This window comes from Dorea sp. Marseille-P4042, from assembly GCF_900290215.1.
GTDB classification, from domain to species: domain Bacteria; phylum Bacillota; class Clostridia; order Lachnospirales; family Lachnospiraceae; genus Dorea; species Dorea formicigenerans.
This window is the reverse complement of record NZ_OLMI01000002.1, coordinates 1,231,393-1,249,426: the sequence shown is the minus strand read 5'-3', so window position 1 is coordinate 1,249,426 and position 18,034 is coordinate 1,231,393. Positions and strand designations below refer to the sequence as shown.

At 42.4% G+C, this 18,034-nt stretch carries 12 protein-coding genes and 1 pseudogene; 12 read left to right on the top strand and 1 reads right to left on the bottom strand.

What is annotated here, in order from left to right; all coding sequences use genetic code 11:
- The first annotated feature begins 78 nt into the window (after window positions 1-78).
- The 10 genes and pseudogenes from C7E02_RS11675 (at window position 79) to C7E02_RS11630 (ending at window position 14,535) form a co-directional block, all read left to right on the top strand.
- The gene (locus tag C7E02_RS11675; protein ID WP_158683031.1) at window positions 79-3,945 is read left to right on the top strand and encodes an MBG domain-containing protein; all 3,867 of its coding nucleotides are present in this window, start codon (window positions 79-81) and stop codon (window positions 3,943-3,945) included.
- A 223-nt stretch (window positions 3,946-4,168) separates the two neighbouring features.
- Window positions 4,169-4,621: pseudogene (locus C7E02_RS20475) on the top strand (chorismate-binding protein); the annotation flags it as partial.
- A gap of 121 nt (window positions 4,622-4,742) precedes the next feature.
- Window positions 4,743-5,399 carry a tryptophan synthase subunit alpha gene (gene trpA / locus C7E02_RS11665; protein ID WP_105309636.1) on the top strand — a complete coding sequence of 219 codons (657 nt, stop codon included), beginning with the start codon at window positions 4,743-4,745 and terminating at the stop codon, window positions 5,397-5,399.
- 18 nt (window positions 5,400-5,417) lie between these two features.
- On the top strand, window positions 5,418-6,068 hold the full coding sequence (locus C7E02_RS11660; RefSeq protein WP_105309635.1) for a hypothetical protein: 651 nt from the start codon (window positions 5,418-5,420) through the stop codon (window positions 6,066-6,068).
- 5 nt (window positions 6,069-6,073) lie between these two features.
- On the top strand, window positions 6,074-6,388 hold the full coding sequence (locus C7E02_RS11655) for a hypothetical protein (RefSeq protein WP_242978808.1): 315 nt from the start codon (window positions 6,074-6,076) through the stop codon (window positions 6,386-6,388).
- 206 nt (window positions 6,389-6,594) lie between these two features.
- A complete protein-coding gene (locus C7E02_RS11650) occupies window positions 6,595-7,125 on the top strand; it encodes a phosphatase PAP2 family protein (RefSeq protein ID WP_105309633.1) in 531 nt (176 codons plus the stop codon).
- Between the two features lie 275 nt (window positions 7,126-7,400).
- Complete coding sequence (locus C7E02_RS11645) at window positions 7,401-10,178, top strand: translation factor GTPase family protein (RefSeq protein WP_105309632.1); 2,778 nt, start codon at window positions 7,401-7,403, stop codon at window positions 10,176-10,178.
- Window positions 10,178-11,470: a flagellin lysine-N-methylase gene (gene fliB, locus C7E02_RS11640; RefSeq protein ID WP_105309631.1), complete on the top strand. Its 1,293-nt coding sequence runs from the start codon at window positions 10,178-10,180 to the stop codon at window positions 11,468-11,470. Before C7E02_RS11645 ends, fliB begins: the two co-directional genes overlap by 1 nt.
- 55 nt (window positions 11,471-11,525) lie before the next feature.
- Window positions 11,526-12,947 carry a M18 family aminopeptidase gene (locus tag C7E02_RS11635; protein ID WP_105309630.1) on the top strand — a complete coding sequence of 474 codons (1,422 nt, stop codon included), beginning with the start codon at window positions 11,526-11,528 and terminating at the stop codon, window positions 12,945-12,947.
- Window positions 12,948-13,152: 205 nt separating this feature from the next.
- Window positions 13,153-14,535: an NCS2 family permease gene (locus C7E02_RS11630; RefSeq protein WP_105309629.1), complete on the top strand. Its 1,383-nt coding sequence runs from the start codon at window positions 13,153-13,155 to the stop codon at window positions 14,533-14,535.
- Between the two features lie 106 nt (window positions 14,536-14,641).
- On the opposite strand, the gene C7E02_RS11625 is transcribed toward C7E02_RS11630, so the two are convergent.
- Window positions 14,642-15,523 (bottom strand): LysR family transcriptional regulator, encoded by an 882-nt coding sequence (locus C7E02_RS11625; RefSeq protein ID WP_105309628.1) that lies wholly within the window; start codon window positions 15,521-15,523, stop codon window positions 14,642-14,644.
- A gap of 368 nt (window positions 15,524-15,891) precedes the next feature.
- Between C7E02_RS11625 and C7E02_RS11620 the strand changes: the two genes are divergently transcribed.
- On the top strand, window positions 15,892-16,635 hold the full coding sequence (locus C7E02_RS11620) for a DUF6198 family protein (protein ID WP_203226960.1): 744 nt from the start codon (window positions 15,892-15,894) through the stop codon (window positions 16,633-16,635).
- A 320-nt stretch (window positions 16,636-16,955) separates the two neighbouring features.
- Window positions 16,956-18,026, top strand: a complete 1,071-nt coding sequence (locus C7E02_RS11615) for a BMP family ABC transporter substrate-binding protein (protein ID WP_158683029.1) — start codon at window positions 16,956-16,958, stop codon at window positions 18,024-18,026.
- Window positions 18,027-18,034: the final 8 nt, after the last annotated feature.

Below are 18,034 nucleotides of genomic sequence, written 5' to 3'. Positions count from 1 at the left end.
TATAAAATTAACTGTGGGAGTCTATGCCCACGGGGGAAAATATTTTTGGAATGAAAAATTAATAGGAGGAGAAAAGCGATGAAGAAGAGAAAGTACAAGCAGTTGCTGGCATCGGTAATTGCCTGTTCTATGGTGCTTTCAGGAATGCCGGCAACCGCATACGCTGCCGGAAATGACACCGCTCAGGAAGTACAGTCAGAAGACCAGACTTCAGGAACTGCCGGATCAGAAGATTCAAGCAGTGCCGGACAGCAGGAAAATACTGGAAACCAGACGACTGCCGGAACGAATGAAAGCACATCGACTGAATCAGACAGCAATAGTCAGACAAACAGTTCACAGGATAACACATCCAAGAACAACACAGCACAGTCAGACACAACACAGAACAACACAGCACAGTCAGGCACAACACAGAACAACACAGCTTCCCAGCCGGCAGCAGCTGATGCGCAGAGTGCGCAGGATGCGAAAGCGGTTAAGGCAGGAACACCGTTGGAGATTCATAAGAGTGAGGGAATTTCAGGCAGTGAGTTAAAACAGAAAGCAGTAGATTGTTTTGGCGGAAATATTAGAACGACAATGTATTACTATAAAGAGGGTAATGATTGGAAACTAATTAATAGATTTTCGTCAGATTCGTATAAATTTGCATCAGGCGAATTAGAAATTGGAGCAGGTTCCTTGAAAGGGATTGTATCCAAAGGGAAACTTACAATCAAAAACTACAACAATGTAACTTTTAGTGCTTCTAATGTTTCCGGTGCAGGCGTTAAGATTGACAATCAAGATGTTACAACAGCCGTAAAGATATATGATACGGAGTCTAAAAAGTTTAAAGTAAACGATGTAGAAAATTGTGATGTAACTGTAAAAATAGGTAAAATAGTACTTGAAAAAGCAGCAGATGGTACCTATACAGTGCCGGCTGGTTTAACTGAGGATACAACGGTTAATGTTGTATATGTAGCTAAAGAAGGAGTAAACATTGCTGTAACACATCCTGCAAATGGAACAATTACTATTAATGACCAGAATGTAGAATCTTCTATAAAGGTTGAAAAGAGCAAGAATTACAAAGTAACAGTAACTCCGGAAGATGGATATGCTGTAGAAAGCATATTGGTAGACAATGCTGCTGTTCCAACAGCGAATATTGTTTATGAAAATCAGACAGCAACAGTTACTTTATATTCTGGTGATGTGAATGATGCGACAATTAATATTACTGCTCAGACAGTTCAGTGTAAGTTAGATGTGAAAAATGCCGAGGTATCATATCACAATGGAATGTCAACAGATAAGATTGCGCAGAAGATCTTTGAGGCAGTTGTTGGAACAGAAAATGTACCAGATATTACATTGAATGATGTGACAATTGAATATGATGCATCAAGTAATAATTGGAAAAATCTAGATTATAACCCGAGTGGAGTGGAGGAAGTTTATTGTCATAAATTCGGAAGAACACGGTGGGATTTGAAAGATAGTGATACTGAAAAAATCCGTATCACCTACAACGGAACAGACAAGTATCCATCCATGCAGAAGACTGCTAAAATCACATTAAAAGACCTTCGTAAGGAAACTACACTTTCTATCAACGATGGAATTATGATGAAGTATCAGTCAGCTGAGATGATGGATGCAGTAATCAAAGTTCTGATCGCTCAGAATGCAACTGTAACAGATAAAGCAGGTAATAAGATTGAGACAACAGCAGATGACTTTACTTATACTCCATCTACAGATGAATGGAAAGCAGGAGAACAGGAAATCACAGTTACCTATAACGGAAATGAAGATTATCTGTCAAGTTCTGCGACAACAACCATCACAATCAAAAAAGGTGATGCAAAGGTATGGGTAAACAGCCAGAATATTAAATATGGCGAAAGCTTCTCTCAGATATTCGCAAGTGATCCATCAGATGCAGCACCACTTGGAATGATTGTTGGAATCGATGGAAATGGAAAATCATTTGTTGGATTTGATGTTTCTAATATTGTTATCAAACAGAAAGTTCCTGTAATTGGTACAATAGAAGTACCATTGGAACAGGCAATTTTAGCATTAGTACCGGATGGAAAAGTGAACGTTGGAAATCTTATGAACGTTATCAACAAGCTTCCTAATTTTGGAGATAATAAAGGTATTATTTCCGCTGTACAGAAAGTTGTTAATCAGATTCTGAAGATTTATCCGGCAGCAGCTGACTGGTCTATTTCTTTCAAACGACCAACAGAATCAGGTGTATACCTTGCAGTAGGAGCATCTACAAGCCAGAACTACAACACAGCAGTAGGTGTTGGATATCTGACAATTGCACCTCGGTCAAAAGATGTAAAACTGGAGTTCAATAGTCCACTTCCAAAGAATTGTACTTTAACGTATGAGGAAGCACAGAAATTTGATTTTAGTGGAAAAGCAACACAGAACGGGCAAACTGTTAGTGCGAATATTAAGACAAAATATGTGGGTGTAACAGCTGACGGAAAATGGGTAAGCAGTAAAGGCAATGAGCCGGAAGATGCACTCAGAGAGCCAGGTAACTATGTAGAAAAAATCTACACAGTTGGTGGCAATTATGTAGCGGCACCAATCGTCAGATGCTATACAGTAAAAAAAGCTGAGACAGAGATTAGATTTGATAGTATAGATCTTGAAGTTCCGTATGATGGACAGCCACACGGCATAACAGCAGGTGTATACCATGGGAACGAAAGAATCGCAGAAGCAGATATCATTTATATGAGTTCATCAGGATATAAGAGTGCAGAAGAGCCGACAGATGTAGGAATGTATCAGGTAATGGCTTCTTACAAAGGTGATTCTAAGTATGCATGTGTAGATGCTAAATACACAAGATTATTCATCAAACAAAAAGCAGTTACAGTTAAACCAAATGCTCCTCAGAATCCAATTTACTATCGTGATCAGTTACCAGAATTCACTTACACAGTAACAGATGAAAATGATAATACATTGTCTGAAGAAGAGATTGCAAGTCTTGGAACAATCTCTGTTGTTAAAACACCAGAAGATGTAACACCAGGACACTACACAATCAAAGCCCAGGTTGAAAATCCAAACAAGAATTATAACATTACTTGTGGAGAGACAACATTTGATATTCTTGCAAGACCAATCACAATCAAGACCATGGATATGGCCATCGAATATGGTGATGATGTACCGGATGTTGATTATTACATCTCCGACATGAACGGTGAACTGGCAGATCCAGCAATTGTAAGTGGAGCAGACTTCCCGTCATTAAGCTTCAGCATCGAAGGACAGGAAGAAGGAAAACATCTGGCAGCAAACGCAACATATGTGATTAATGTCAGTGGATTAGACAATGCAAACTTCGCTGTAAAATATGTAGGCGGAAGCCTTACAGTTAACCCAAGAAAGATCAACATCTCTATCGACTCTAAGAAGAAGGTAGAAGGTGACGCTGATCCGGAACTGACATACACAGTATCAAGAGCAACTGGAGAAGCTGTTGCACAGGCAGTTGAAGATACAGCTGCAGCAAGTGCTGTTGTAGAAGGTGACGAGCTTGGAGTTACATTAACCCGTGAAGCTGGTGAGACAGTTGGATTATATGACATTTACGCAAATGTAGAAGGATTAAATTCAAACTATGCATTAGCTGAGACACCGGACGGAACAGATAAGTTCGAGATCGTGAAGAAAGGAACTGTTATCGATGATAATAAGAAACCTTCTGATCAGAACCCATCAGGCGATAAGACGACTGTAAAGGGTGACAACAAGAACAACAAGAATACAAACACTGCCAAGAAAGCTGACAATACAAAGAAGAATCAGCCGAAGACAGGTGACAATTCACACGTTATGTTCTATCTGTTCATGATCGAGGCTGCAATGGTTGCAGCATTCATTACTCTGATCTTCAGAAGAAGACGCAGAAGGTAATCAAAGATCATAAAAGATATAATAGAAATGTCTGTCAAAGACGATAAATAGGAGACCGCAGGTCAGGCCCGTTTAAGAGCCGGATCTGCGGTCTCTCTTGTATTTTCAAAAAGGTGGTTTATACCGGTAACAGTTCAATAAACCAGGGGAGCTTGTGAGACAAAGCTGAGAGTAAGGTATGACCTTAGACCCTAGAACCTGTTTGGATAATGCCATGTAGGAAGTGTTAAGGCAACTACGAAAAGACAACACATTCAGGCGTTTTCCGGTCTGCCGGGAAATGTATTCCGACAGATATACGCCGGTTGAGGTCATGCGCATTTTAAGAAAAGAAAGCAGGCACTGCTATTTACTTGAGAGTGCGGGCCAGACCGAGCAGTGGGGACGATATTCATTTTTTGGATACGATCCATCCATGGAGATCACTTGTACCGACGGGAAGATGCGGATCAGAAAGACCAGTCTGGGAGGCTGATCAGAGGAAGAATACGAGGAAATGATAGAGAAAGCGAAGCATTATATTCGGGAGGGAGACATTTTCCAGGTAGTTCTGTCAAATCCGATGCGGGCGAAGGCTGAGGGAAGTCTTTTTGATACATACCGGGCGCTTCGGACGCACAATCCTTCTCCGTACATGTTCTATTTTTTCAGTGACGACATCGAGATCGCTCACGCAGTAGCATATGCAAAGAAAATCGTACCACAGATGGACAAAGATGAGATTGTAGTCATTACATTATCCGGACGCGGAGACAAGGACTGTGCAGCAATCGCACGTTACAGAGGGGAGGATATCCATGAATAAAAACATAAAAAAAGCATTTGAAAAAGGGAAAGCATTTATTCCATTCATCACGTGTGGTGATCCATCGCTGGCGGTGACAGAACGGATTGTGTACGCTATGGAAGAGGCAGGCGCAGACCTCATTGAACTTGGAATTCCATTTTCAGATCCGACAGCAGAAGGCCCGGTCATTCAGGCGGCAAATGTACGGGCGCTCTCAGGCGGCGTGACAACCGACAAAATATTTGACATGGTAAGGCGTATTCGTCAGAAAACTTCTATACCAATGGTTTTCATGACCTATGCAAATGTGGTATACTCTTATGGTACAGAGCGCTTTGCGAAAGCGGCAGCAGAAATCGGGATGGACGGACTTATTTTGCCGGACGTACCATTTGAAGAGAAAGAAGAATTTGCTATACCATTTAAAGAGCATGGACGGGATCTCATCTCCTTGATCGCACCGACTTCCCACGAGAGAATTGCCATGATCGCAAAAGAAGCAGAAGGATTCGGGATCTCGGAACCTAAGCAGACGAAGAAAATGGCAGCCCAGTCAGATGGAGTTATTGTAGGTTCAGCAATCGTGAAGCTCTGTGAAAAATATGGAGCAGATTGTGTCCCACACATTTCCACGTTCGTGAAAGAGATGAAGGACGCAATCCGGTAGAAAGGACATGCGTAGAAAATGGCAAGATATGTGAAAAATCTGGTGCTGAACAAACCAGAAGATTTTGTAACATTTATTATGAACGACTATTTACAGAAAAATCAGTTCGTTGTATCAGAGTGGAAAGGTGAGCCGGCTTACCGGACAGGAGATGCGCTGATCGAAGGATACAAGTATCTGAAATGGTCCTATGAAAATGGAACACTTCATCTGGAAGCATGGATGAAAAGCACATTTGGAAAAGAAATGGGTCTGGATGGATTCGTAGGAGCTTTGCAGAAAAAGCCGTACAGAGAAGGACTGGAACAGCTCTTTCATGTATTGGAACAGGCAATTCCTGAGGCCGGTATGAATGAGATGACAGGACAGCAGGGCATGAATGGGGCAAATGGACAGCCAAAAACACAGCCGGTTCAGGTGAAGACCGTGGATAATTCCAGCGCAGCAACGATGGCACTTGTGTTCGGAATTCTGGCATTTGGTATCAGCTTTTTATCACCATTGATTTCTATTATCCTTGCAATACTTGGCTACAGTAGAGCACGCATAGGCATGCAGTCCGCATTAAAAGGACGGGCAAAAGCCGGGCGCAACTTCTGTATAGTTGCAATTGTACTTTCTATAATTCTATGGGTAACGAACCTTGTGCTGACAATCATGGTCCAGTAAATGTTATGGAGCTTAGAGAGCGGATCTTTCAGGAGACAGAACGAGAAAAAGCGCAGGATTATCTATGGAACGAATTAGTCCTGCTACAGAGTCAGACCTTTCGTACCGTGAAGGGACTGGAGTATACATATCAAATCCGTGGAAATGAAATGTTAGTGTCAAGAAAGACGAAATCCATAACGAAAGCTTCCGTGAATCTGGCACTTGAAAAAATCATAGAATTAAGTGGAGAGGTGGCAGGACCTAAAAAACTGAAATGCTTCGGCGCAAGCTACCTGTATCCGATATTTATAGAAATGGGACTTATTAAGAGCAGCTAGTTTATGAGAAAACAGCTGATATAGCATCCGGCAGGGCGCACATTGTCCGGTGGACAATGGTTTTGCGCCGATCGAAACGGAGTGTAGACTTGCAGAGGCATTCTTGAATGAAATATGAAATAAAATTATGAGAGGCAGACTTAAGGAAAACATAAGAAAACATTCCTTGAGACTGCCCTTTGCTGTCGCAGGAAGGAAGATATGTTATGGAGATACAAATATTGAATTGGCTGCAGAGCTTACATACGCCAATTTTGGACAAGATCATGCAGTTGATCACACATCTGGGAGATATGGGAATTATATGGATAATTCTTACGATAGTTATGCTCCTGATTCCAAAGACAAGAAAAAGCGGTGTGATCATGGCAGCAGCACTGATTGTAGATGTGATTTTATGCAATGTAATTTTAAAAAATCTGATTGCGAGAGTGCGGCCATACGATGTCAACACAGCAGTACAGGTATTAGTTGCAAAACCGAAAGATTTTTCTTTTCCGTCCGGACACACAGCAGCGTCGTTTGCCAGTGTGACAGCCCTTTATCTGGCAGGAGAGAAAAAACTGTGGAAACCAGCCCTTGCGCTGGCAATTCTAATCGCATTTTCCAGAATGTACCTGTATGTACATTATCCGACAGACATTCTCGGTGGAGTTATCTTTGGAAGTTTAAGTGCATGGATTGGATACCAGTGTAGCAAAAAAATGTTCAACATTTTTCAAGTCGAACGTCCGTGAGACTTGGCGCGTGATTCTGGTCAGAGAAGCTGACATATTCCTATCAGAATCACTGCGCATCCTCGCGGAGCGTTTATCTCAGTCGGAGACCTAACTCCCACTGAGACAAATTTGCTATTACTCACCACCTGAAGAGGTGGGAGTCTTCTCGACTGAGATAAACATTGGAATATAAAGTAATAGAAGTTTTTAATTCAAATTTAACTCGACGATTGAATTAAAACGAGTTATATTAAAACAAGAATCAACTATTTAGTAGAAATGAGGGATTTTAGGTGGGAACGACATCTGAAACGAAACCAAAACGATATATCAGCGTGGGGCTTCTGGCACATGTGGATTCTGGAAAGACAACGCTTTCAGAAGGAATCCTTTATCTGACAGGACAGATCCGTAAGCCGGGGCGTGTAGATCATGGGGATGCGTTCCTTGACAACTACGCGCTGGAACGACAGAGGGGGATTACGATTTTTTCCAAGCAGGCAGTGTTTCAGCTTGGTGACAGCCAGGTGACACTTCTGGATACACCGGGGCATGTGGATTTTTCCGCGGAAATGGAGCGGACGCTCCAGGTGCTGGATTATGCGGTTTTGGTAGTCAGCGGAGCTGATGGCGTGCAGGGACACACCCGCACGCTCTGGAATTTGCTTGCGCGCTACCGGATTCCGACATTCATATTTGTCAATAAAATGGATCAGCCAGGGACGGACAAGGCGCTGATTCTAAAAGAGCTGAAGAAAAAACTGGATGCTTCCTGTGTGGACATGGAGGATCCGGAAGATATTGCCACGGGGGATGAACGTGCACTGGAAGAGTATCTGGAAGCGGGAGAAGTTTCTATAGATACCATAAGCCGGATGATCGCAGATCGTCAGATTTTCCCTTGTTATTTTGGTGCTGCGTTGAAATTACAAGGTGTACAGGAATTACTGGACGGGATTGGAAAATATGTGGGAGATAATGTTTCGGCCAATTATGATCAGGCAGATAATAGATTACAGAACAGTGGAGATGCTCAGCAGTTTGGTGCGCGTGTCTATAAGATTTCCCGTGACCCTCAGGGAAACCGGCTGACTCACATGAAGATTACTTCCGGTGAATTAAAAGTTAAATCTTTGCTGAAAGGTGGACAAGTCTCTGAGCCGTGGGAAGAGAAGGCAGACCAGATCCGAATTTATTCCGGAGAAAAATTCGAGACAGTACAACAGGCGAAAGCAGGCATGATCTGTGCTGTGACAGGATTAAAGCATACATTTCCAGGGGAGGGACTTGGAATTGAAGCCGGTAAACAGGCAGTAACACCGATGTTAGAACCAGTTCTGAATTATCAGGTTTATTTCCCTGATCAGGTGGATGCACACACCATGCTCGGCTATATGCGTCAGATTGAGGAAGAAGATCCCATGCTTCGGGTCATTTGGAATGAAGAACTGGGCGAAATCCATGTTCAGCTTATGGGCGAGGTGCAGACAGAGATTCTGAAAAGTCTGGTAAGCGAACGATTCGGAGTAGATGTGACATTTGGCACTGGAAATATTGTATATAAGGAAACAATAAAAAATGTCGTAGAAGGTGTAGGGCATTATGAGCCGCTCCGCCATTATGCGGAGGTGCATCTGATTCTGGAGCCGGGACTTCCGGGCAGCGGGCTTGAGTTCTCAACCGACTGCAGTACGGATGATCTGGATCTGAACTGGCAGCGGCTGATTCTCACACATCTTTTGGAACGGGAGCATAGAGGTGTGCTTCTTGGAGCGGCAATTACTGATATGAAGATCACACTGGTAGCAGGAAGAGCACATTTGAAACACACGGAGGGCGGTGACTTTCGACAGTCTACTTACCGGGCGGTGCGCCAGGGACTGATGCAGGCGGAAAGTGTACTGTTAGAGCCATATTACGAATTCCGTCTGGAAGTGCCGTCAGAAATGATCGGGCGTGCACTGACGGATGTTCAGCGTATGTACGGTGAGTTTGCGCCACCGGAGACAGACGGGGATCAGAGTGTGCTTACAGGAAGCGCGCCGGTTGCCTGTATGCGTGATTACCAGAAAGAAGTGGTGAGCTACACAAGAGGACGGGGACGGCTGACACTTGTATTTCAGGGCTATGCACCATGCCATAATACAGAAGAGATTCTGGAAAATGCAGGCTATGACCCGGAAGCGGATAACGAGAATCCGACCGGTTCTATATTTTGCAGTCACGGAGCCGGATATTATGTACCATGGCAGGAAGTGCCGGAGCATATGCACATTTCCTCTAAGTTGGAGGAGTATCTCAGAAAAGACAAAGATGCGGGGGAAATGCACGAAGGAACTGACGGCAATGGCAGAGGTGTATTAAGAAATGGTGCTGCCGGTGGAAGCCCTTCAAAATCAGGCAGAAGTCGTGATTTTGGCGCGGAAGACCGGGAATTGGAAGAGATTTTCATGCGGACTTACGGAAAGATTGAACGCAAGAAACCAGGCACCGGACCGCGTACGATCATTGCCCAGTCCCAATATAAAGAAGAAAAACCACAGGAGAAGGTTGCGGAATATCTTTTAGTAGATGGGTACAACGTCATTTTCGCGTGGGACGAACTGAAAGAACTGGCAAAGGTGAACATTGAGAGTGCCAGAAATAAATTAATGGATATCTTAAGCAACTATCAGGGATTTAAGAAATGTACCGTGATCCTTGTGTTTGATGCATATAAGGTGGATGGTGATACGCTGGAGATTCAGAAATACCACAACATTCACGTTGTTTATACGAAGCAGGCGGAGACGGCAGATCAGTACATAGAAAAGGTCGTGCACCACATCGGACGAAAACGTCATGTGACAGTCGTAACTTCCGATGGCGTGGAGCAGGTTGTGACCCAGGGACAGGGAAGCGCACTTATTTCTTCCAGAGAATTTTATGAAGAGGTAGAAATCACCCGCAGACAGATTCAAGAAGAAATTAAGGAGCGCACAGGCGGCACAAAAAATTACCTTTTCGATCATATGGATGAAGCATTTGTAAAAGAGATGGAAGATGTCCGCCTTGGAAAGAAGGATATTTGATGTTATATACCATACCAGATTATTATAAAGAATTTTCTTGTATCGCCGCAGACTGCGAGGACACCTGTTGCGCGGGGTGGCAGATTGTAATTGATGAGAAGTCGAAGCGGCGGTACGCAAAGGCAGCAACAGGACTTAATAATATTGAAAAGAATCTCGCCCGCGAGCTGCGCCGCTGTGTCAACTGGCGCGAGGGCGTCTTCCGTCAGGATACGGAAAAGCGCTGTGCATTTTTAAACCAGAATAATCTCTGCCGGCTTTATCAGATGGCGGGACCGGACAGCCTGTGCCGGACTTGTAAAATGTATCCGCGCCACATAGAAGAGTTCGAGGGAGTCAGGGAAATCACGCTCTCCCTTTCCTGCCCGGAGGCAGCAAGAATCATATTAGGCAAGAAAAATCCGGTGCATTTCTTAAGTTATGAGAAGCCGGGAGAAGAAGATTATGGCGACTTCGACCTGTTCTTTTATTCACAGTTGGTGGACGCAAGAGAAAGCATTTTAAAAATGCTTCAGGATAGAAGTCTCTCCATTCATCACCGCATGGCGTTGGCACTGGCGATCAGCCATGATATGCAGGCACATGTAGACCGCAGGGAAATGTTTTCCTGTGAGGATATTCCGAAGAAATACGAGTCCGAGACAGCCAGAAAGTACACAAAAGAACGTCTGGAAGCATTTGAAAAAGACGAGACCGGACGATTCGAATTCGCACAGAAAACATTTCAGTATCTGTATCGGCTGGAGCTTCTGAAAGAAAACTGGCTGTATGTGCTGATGGACGCAGACAAATTACTTTACGGCGGTCTGGCAAGTGTGTATGAGGATTCGGTGAAGAGCGATGCAGAACAAAAAGGCAATGCAATACAAAAAGGCAATGCAATACAAAAAGGCAATACAGCACAAAAGGGTGGAGAGGAACAGTCAGAGGAAGACATTGACCAGCTCAGATACTTTGTAAATCTCCAGGAATTTGAACTGTGGAAGCAGGAGCATATGCCGGATTGGGACATTATGCTGGAACAAATGCTGGTGTATTTTGTGTTTACTTATTTCTGTGGGGCAGTTTATGATGGACGTATTCAGGCGAAAATGCAGGTGTGCGTGTACAGTGTCTATATAATAGAAGAAATCTTGCGCGCCAGATGGCTGGAAAATGAAAAGACACTTTCCATGGAAGAAGTTGTGGAGCTGACCTACCGTTACTCCAGAGAGGTCGAACATTCCGACCAGAACCCGGAGCGTCTGGAACATTTCATGGAGAAAAATCCGTGGATCCGTGTAAAGAAGTAAAAGGAAAATAGAATAGAAAGAACCGGAAGAAACAGGAAAAGAGGGATTTAATATCGTGGAAGAAGGCAGAGAATATAAAGACACAGTGCAAAAGCTGTTTACATTTATTGAAGAGAGCCCGAGCCAGTATCATGCCGTTGATACAATGAGAAAGCATTTGGAAGCGGCTGGCTATGAGCAGCTTTTAGAGAGCGGAGCGTGGAAGCTGAAATCAGGTGGGAAATATTATGTGATCCGCAGTGGTTCATCACTCATTGCATTTCGAATTCCGGCGCAGGATTCTCAGAATTACTGTGGGTTCCAGATTGTGGCGTCCCATAGTGATTCTCCGAGCTTTAAGATTAAAACAAATCCGGAAATGAACGTGGAAGAACATTATGTAAAATTGAATGTTGAAAAATATGGCGGTATGCTCTGTGCACCGTGGTTTGACAGACCACTGTCTGTTGCAGGGCGTCTGATCGTAAAAGAAAATAACAGACTTGTCACGAAGCTGATCAACGTAGACCGGGATTTGGTCATGATTCCGAATCTGGCTATTCATATGAACCGGGAGGCAAATAAAGGCTACGATTATAACATACAGAAAGATATGCTGCCACTTTACGGCTGCGGCGAAGCAAAAGGAAAATTTATGAAGCAGATTGCAGAGGCGGCAAATGTAAAAGAGGACGCGATTCTTGCAAGTGACCTGTTCCTTTACAATCGCATGAAAGGAAGCATCTGGGGAGCTTGCGAAGAATTCATTTCCAGTCCGAAGTTGGATGATCTTCAGTGCGCATTTTCTTCATTAGAAGCTTTCTTGCAGTCTGAAGAACCTTTGCCATCGGAAAATGTACAGGCAAATGAACAAAGCGAAGTCGATGGAAAAAATGTAATCAATGAAAAAAATGTAATCAATGGAAAAAGTATCCCAGTTCACTGCGTATTCGATAACGAAGAAGTCGGAAGTGGGACAAAACAAGGAGCTGCATCTACATTTCTTGCAGATACACTGATTCGGATTAATCATGCCATGGGACGGGACGAGGCCGGATACAGGCAGAGTATTGCCAACAGCTTTATGCTCTCGGCAGATAATGCTCATGGCGTACACCCGAACCATAGCGACAAGGCATGCCCGACGAATCGGCCATATCCGGGAAATGGCGTGGTCATCAAGTACAGCGCCAATCAGAAATATACTACCGATGCAGTATCAGCAGCGGTGTTTGAGGAAATTTGCAACCGGGCAAATGTACCATATCAGATCTACGTGAACCGTTCCGATATACTGGGAGGTTCCACACTCGGGAACATTTCCACGACACAGGTACCAGTCAACACAGTAGACATCGGACTGGCTCAGCTCGCCATGCATTCCCCATATGAGACAGGAAGTGTGAAAGACACAGATTACATGATCCAGGCTATGAAGACATTTTTTGAAGCTTCCGTGCGGCAGACCGAAGATGGATATGAACTCAATTTTCTTTAACAAAAGTTAGCAAGAAAAATGTGATTTCGTGTTGAAAGAAGTAAAATTTTATAATAGTTATTATGTAAACTAATAAATGGACAAAGGAGCGGTTTTTTATCTGATTGAGATGGAAGAACCGCTTTTAGAATATAGCTTTTTAAAATGTGGTATGCTATCATGAAAATGTTGTTTTTATACACTACAGGAACGAAAGGGGAACATCATGTTAGAAAAAGTATTTAAACTTAGTGAAAACAAGACTGACGCGAAAACAGAAATACTTGCCGGAATCACAACATTTATGACAATGGCATATATTCTTGCGGTCAATCCAAGCATACTCTCAGCAACAGGTATGGATTCAGGAGCTGTATTTACTGCCACTGCTCTGGCAGCATTTATCGGAACACTGCTCATGGCAATCTTTGCAAACTATCCATTTGCACTGGCACCTGGTATGGGACTGAATGCATATTTTGCATACACAGTCGTATTAGGAATGGGATATAGCTGGGAATATGCACTGACAGCCGTATTTGCAGAAGGAATCATCTTTATTCTTTTGTCTGCAACAAATGTACGAGAAGCTATTTTCAATGCAATCCCACAGAATTTAAAAGCAGCCGTCAGCGTAGGAATCGGACTGTTTATCGCATTCATCGGACTTCAGAATGCAAAAATTGTAATCGGAGGATCTACACTGCTTCAGTTATTCTCCGTAGATAAATATAACGAAGTAAACGGAGTATCCGCGTCATTTAACGATGTAGGAATCACAGTACTCCTTGCAATCATCGGAATTATCGTTACAGGAATTTTAGTAGTAAAGAACATCAAAGGAAATATCCTCTGGGGAATCTTGATCACATGGCTGCTCGGAATCATCTGCCAGTTCACAGGACTTTATGTACCAAATGCAGATCTTGGATTCTATAGCCTGCTGCCAAATTTCAGCAACGGATTATCCATTCCAAGTCTGTCACCAATCTTCTGCAAACTGGACTTCAGCGGAATCTTCTCCCTGAACTTTATAGTCATCCTGTTTGCATTCCTGTTCGTAGACTTATTTGATACAATCGGAACACTGATCGGAGTATCCGCAAAAGCAGACATGCTCGACGAGAACGGAAAACTTCCAAGAATCAAAGGCGCACTTATGGCAGACGCAGTCGCAACAACAGTCGGAGCCGTAATCGGAACATCAACAACAACAACATTTGTAGAAAGCGCATCAGGAGTATCCGAAGGAGGAAGAACCGGACTTACATCAGTCACAACAGCAATCCTTTTCGGACTGTCACTGTTCCTGTCACCAATCTTCCTTGCAATACCATCATTTGCCACAGCACCGGCACTAGTAATTGTAGGACTTTACATGCTCACGAACGTAACAAACATAGATTTCAACGATATGTCAGAAGCAATCCCTTGCTATGTATGCATCATCGCAATGCCATTCTTCTACAGCATCTCCGAAGGAATCTCAATGGGAGTTATCACATACGTGGCACTCAACCTGATCACAGGAAAAGCAAAAGAAAAGAAAGTCAGCATACTCATGTACGTACTGGCAGTACTGTTCATATTGAAATATGTATTTTTATAAAAAATTGGGGACGGGGTTTTTTCAAAAAAACCCCGTCCCCAATTTCACTTCTACCTGTCCCTTTTTGAATTGTGTCAAAATTTCAACCGCCATTTTCCGGGACTTCCTAAAATTCTAACCTGTCCCTTTTTGAATTGCGTATAATTTGGCTCCAAATTGTTTTTTCGCCATGGCTTCTGATCCCATCGCGTCTGCGGATTGCATAAAAGGTCGACTCCCATTTTGTCTCGGAAAGTGGAAGAACGTCTACATTCCGGTTTTTGAAGATATCCAGATATGGCAGGACAGAGATGCCAAATCCGTGTTCAATCATATTTAAAATCACTTCTATTTCTTCTGCTTCGCAGGCAGGGGCTGCAGAAATTCGATAATCTTTGTAGATTTGTTCCTGAAGCTTTCGCATTGGGCTTGTCCGTGTGAAGAAAATCTGTGGGTATGTAGTAATATCACGAAAGGTGAAAGCTCCTTTTGACATTAATTCATGTCCTTTTGGAACGACGATTCCAACATAGGATTTTTGAACAGGGCAGTATTCAAATAGTTCTGATGAGGGCTGTCCGGAGCAAAAGCCAAGATCATAAGTCATATTTTCCAGACCGTGAAGAATATCCGGAGTCATTCCATTGTAAATTGCAAATGGAAACTTCACAGAACAGGATTGGATCAGTTCCGGAATGAAGCTTCTGGCCAGGGGATAGACGCTGGCAATCCGGATGATTTTATCTTCTCGGTGGAAGTCAGAGATGGTCTGTTCTAATTCGTCCAAGTTGTTTAAAATGACATCTATATATTTTTTTATTTCTAGTCCATAAGGGCTGAGCCGTACATTTCTGCCAGTCTTTTCAAAAAGTGGAAGTCCATAGTCTTTTTCCAAGGAATGAATCGCATGGCTGAGTCCCGGCTGGGAAATGTTTAATTCTTTTGCAGCATTTCCATAATGTTGGAGTTCTGCAAGAGTGGAAAAGTAGCGAAGGTAATCGGTGTTCATAAATAATCCTTTCAGTTATATGTGTCAAGAGGTCCTATGATGCCTGCGGATTGTTTCGCGCTGCGCACTCTCACAATCCTACCCAATATTATACTATATTCATTCTAAAATAGAATAGATATATTCAAAAAATACATTAGTATTTATGGATTCTTGGGTCTATACTAAAATACGGTCAGCAAAATCTGACTGAAATTATACAGAAAAATTAACATTCAAGAATGTCTCGGCATTCTTGCCACGAGGTGCACGTCATGCAATTGCATGATATACTTCTACTGCGCACCTCTGCAAGTCTACACTCCGTTTCGGTCGGCGCAAAACCATTGTCCACCGGACAATGTGCGCCCTGCCGGAGGCTATATCAGATGTATGCAGTAAAAGTATATGAGGCGTATATCACAACAAGATTAAAAGAAAAGAGGATTATCATGAATAAAAAATATCTCCCTGGAGAACTGGCTCTTTGCATCGTACTGATCATCAACAGTCTTGGAGTGTGCCTGATGGCAAAGAGTGGCTTTGGAATTTCAACGATTTCATCTGTGCCATTTGTATTCAATAAAGTATTTCCGGCACTGTCGTTTGGAACATGGAATTACATTTTCCAGACAATGCTCGTATTAACACTTATGATTTTAAAGAAAGCATTTTGTTTCGAATATATCTTTTCCTTTGTTGTAGGAATCGGTTTTGGGAAAATGATTGATGACCACGATGCGTGGCTGGCACTTCTGCCAAATACAATGGCGTTAAATGTACTGTATTTTGCATTGGGATTTTTGATTATCGGCTTTGGAATCGCACTGGCGAATCGCTGTATGCTTCCGATTATTCCGATGGATACATTTCCAAGGGATATGTCAGAGATTCTGAACAAACCATATAAATATGTGAAGACCACATTTGACTTGTGTTGTCTGACTACAACACTGGTACTTTCCATTGGAATCCTTCACGGACTTCACGGCGTAGGAATCGGAACAGTACTCTGCACATTCATCACAGGAAAGACAGTATCTATGTTTCAGAAAGTGTTAGATGACCATGTTATATTCTATCGAGCGGTAATTCGTCCGACGAAGCCGGAGATATCCGGACGGACGGTGTAAGATGGATTCTCTAAAAACTAGAACTTCAATATAGAAATAAGTTTCAGAGACATTGCTTTTTTGAAAAAAAGTTATGCCTCTTTTTTTAATCAAAAAGGAAAACAAAATATTTAATAAGACTTTTAGTGAATATATACAAGTCCATGATATACTTTTTGTTAATTCCGACTGTTTAGATATGAATGATGAGAAGATGAAAAATAGTGCAATAGATTATAACAATAAAAAGGCTTAATCATATAAATAATCAATTTGTCAATTATATGAAGAGGAGAATACAATATAGATGTTATCAATACTATATAGGAGGAAATAGAGAAATGAAAAAGAAACTAATTGGAATGATGCTTGTACTTGCAATGATGGCATCTCTGCTTACAGCATGTGGAAAGTCTAATTCAAGTTCAGACAGCAATTCAACAAAAAAGGCAAAAAATGAAAGTAGCGAAAACTTAACATCTGATGGTAAGGCAAAGAAAGCTTGCTATATTACAAATTCACCATTAGGTAACGACTTTACAGATTCTATTTGGTCCGGTTTTCAAGCTATGAAAGATAAGGGCTGGGAAGTTAAGAGTATTGAAGTTAGTGAAGAAGGCGAGTATGCAGAGCAGATTCGTGCCATGGCAGCAGAAGGATACACTGCAATCTTCACAATGTTTGATGAAGTAAGTGACGTGGCGTTAGAGCTTGCAGACGAGCTGAAAGAGGAGTATCCAGACCTTCATATTTTCATGCTTGATACATATATGGAGCACGATAAAACAAATTGCACAAGTGTTTCAGTAGATCCGTTCGAGTCATCATTCGTTGCAGGTTTCGTGGCAGCAAATATGACACAGACTGGAACAGTAGGATGGATTGGACATTCTGATATTCTCAAAATTTGGAGATTCAGAGATGGATTTAAAGCTGGGGTAACTTATGCAAATAATGGAACACAGGTTGTGACCGCATTTACAGGAGATTATAAAGATCCTGTAAAAGGACAAGAGACAGCAAAAGCAATGATTGATGAGTACCCGGTAGATATTATTTATCAGTGTGATTATCTTGGAGGAAGTGGCGTCATTTCCGCATGTGCAGATGCTGGTATCCAATGTATCGGTGTAGATGACTGGCAGGGTGGAATTGATAAATGTGTATTCTGGTCAGCAATCAAAGCTATGAATGTAGCAGTAGAGTCTATTCTTCAGGATGTAGATGACGGAAGAGAATTTCCTACGGCAATTAACTTTGACTTAAGTTCAGGCGGTAGAGTTTATGATGATCGTGACTGGAATAACATTCCAAAAGATCTTCAGGATAAAGTAACAGAACTTATCAATGGAATCAAATCTGGAGATGTAGATGTTTACGCAGGATTTGATGAGTACAGATTACAGTACTAAGAATAAGT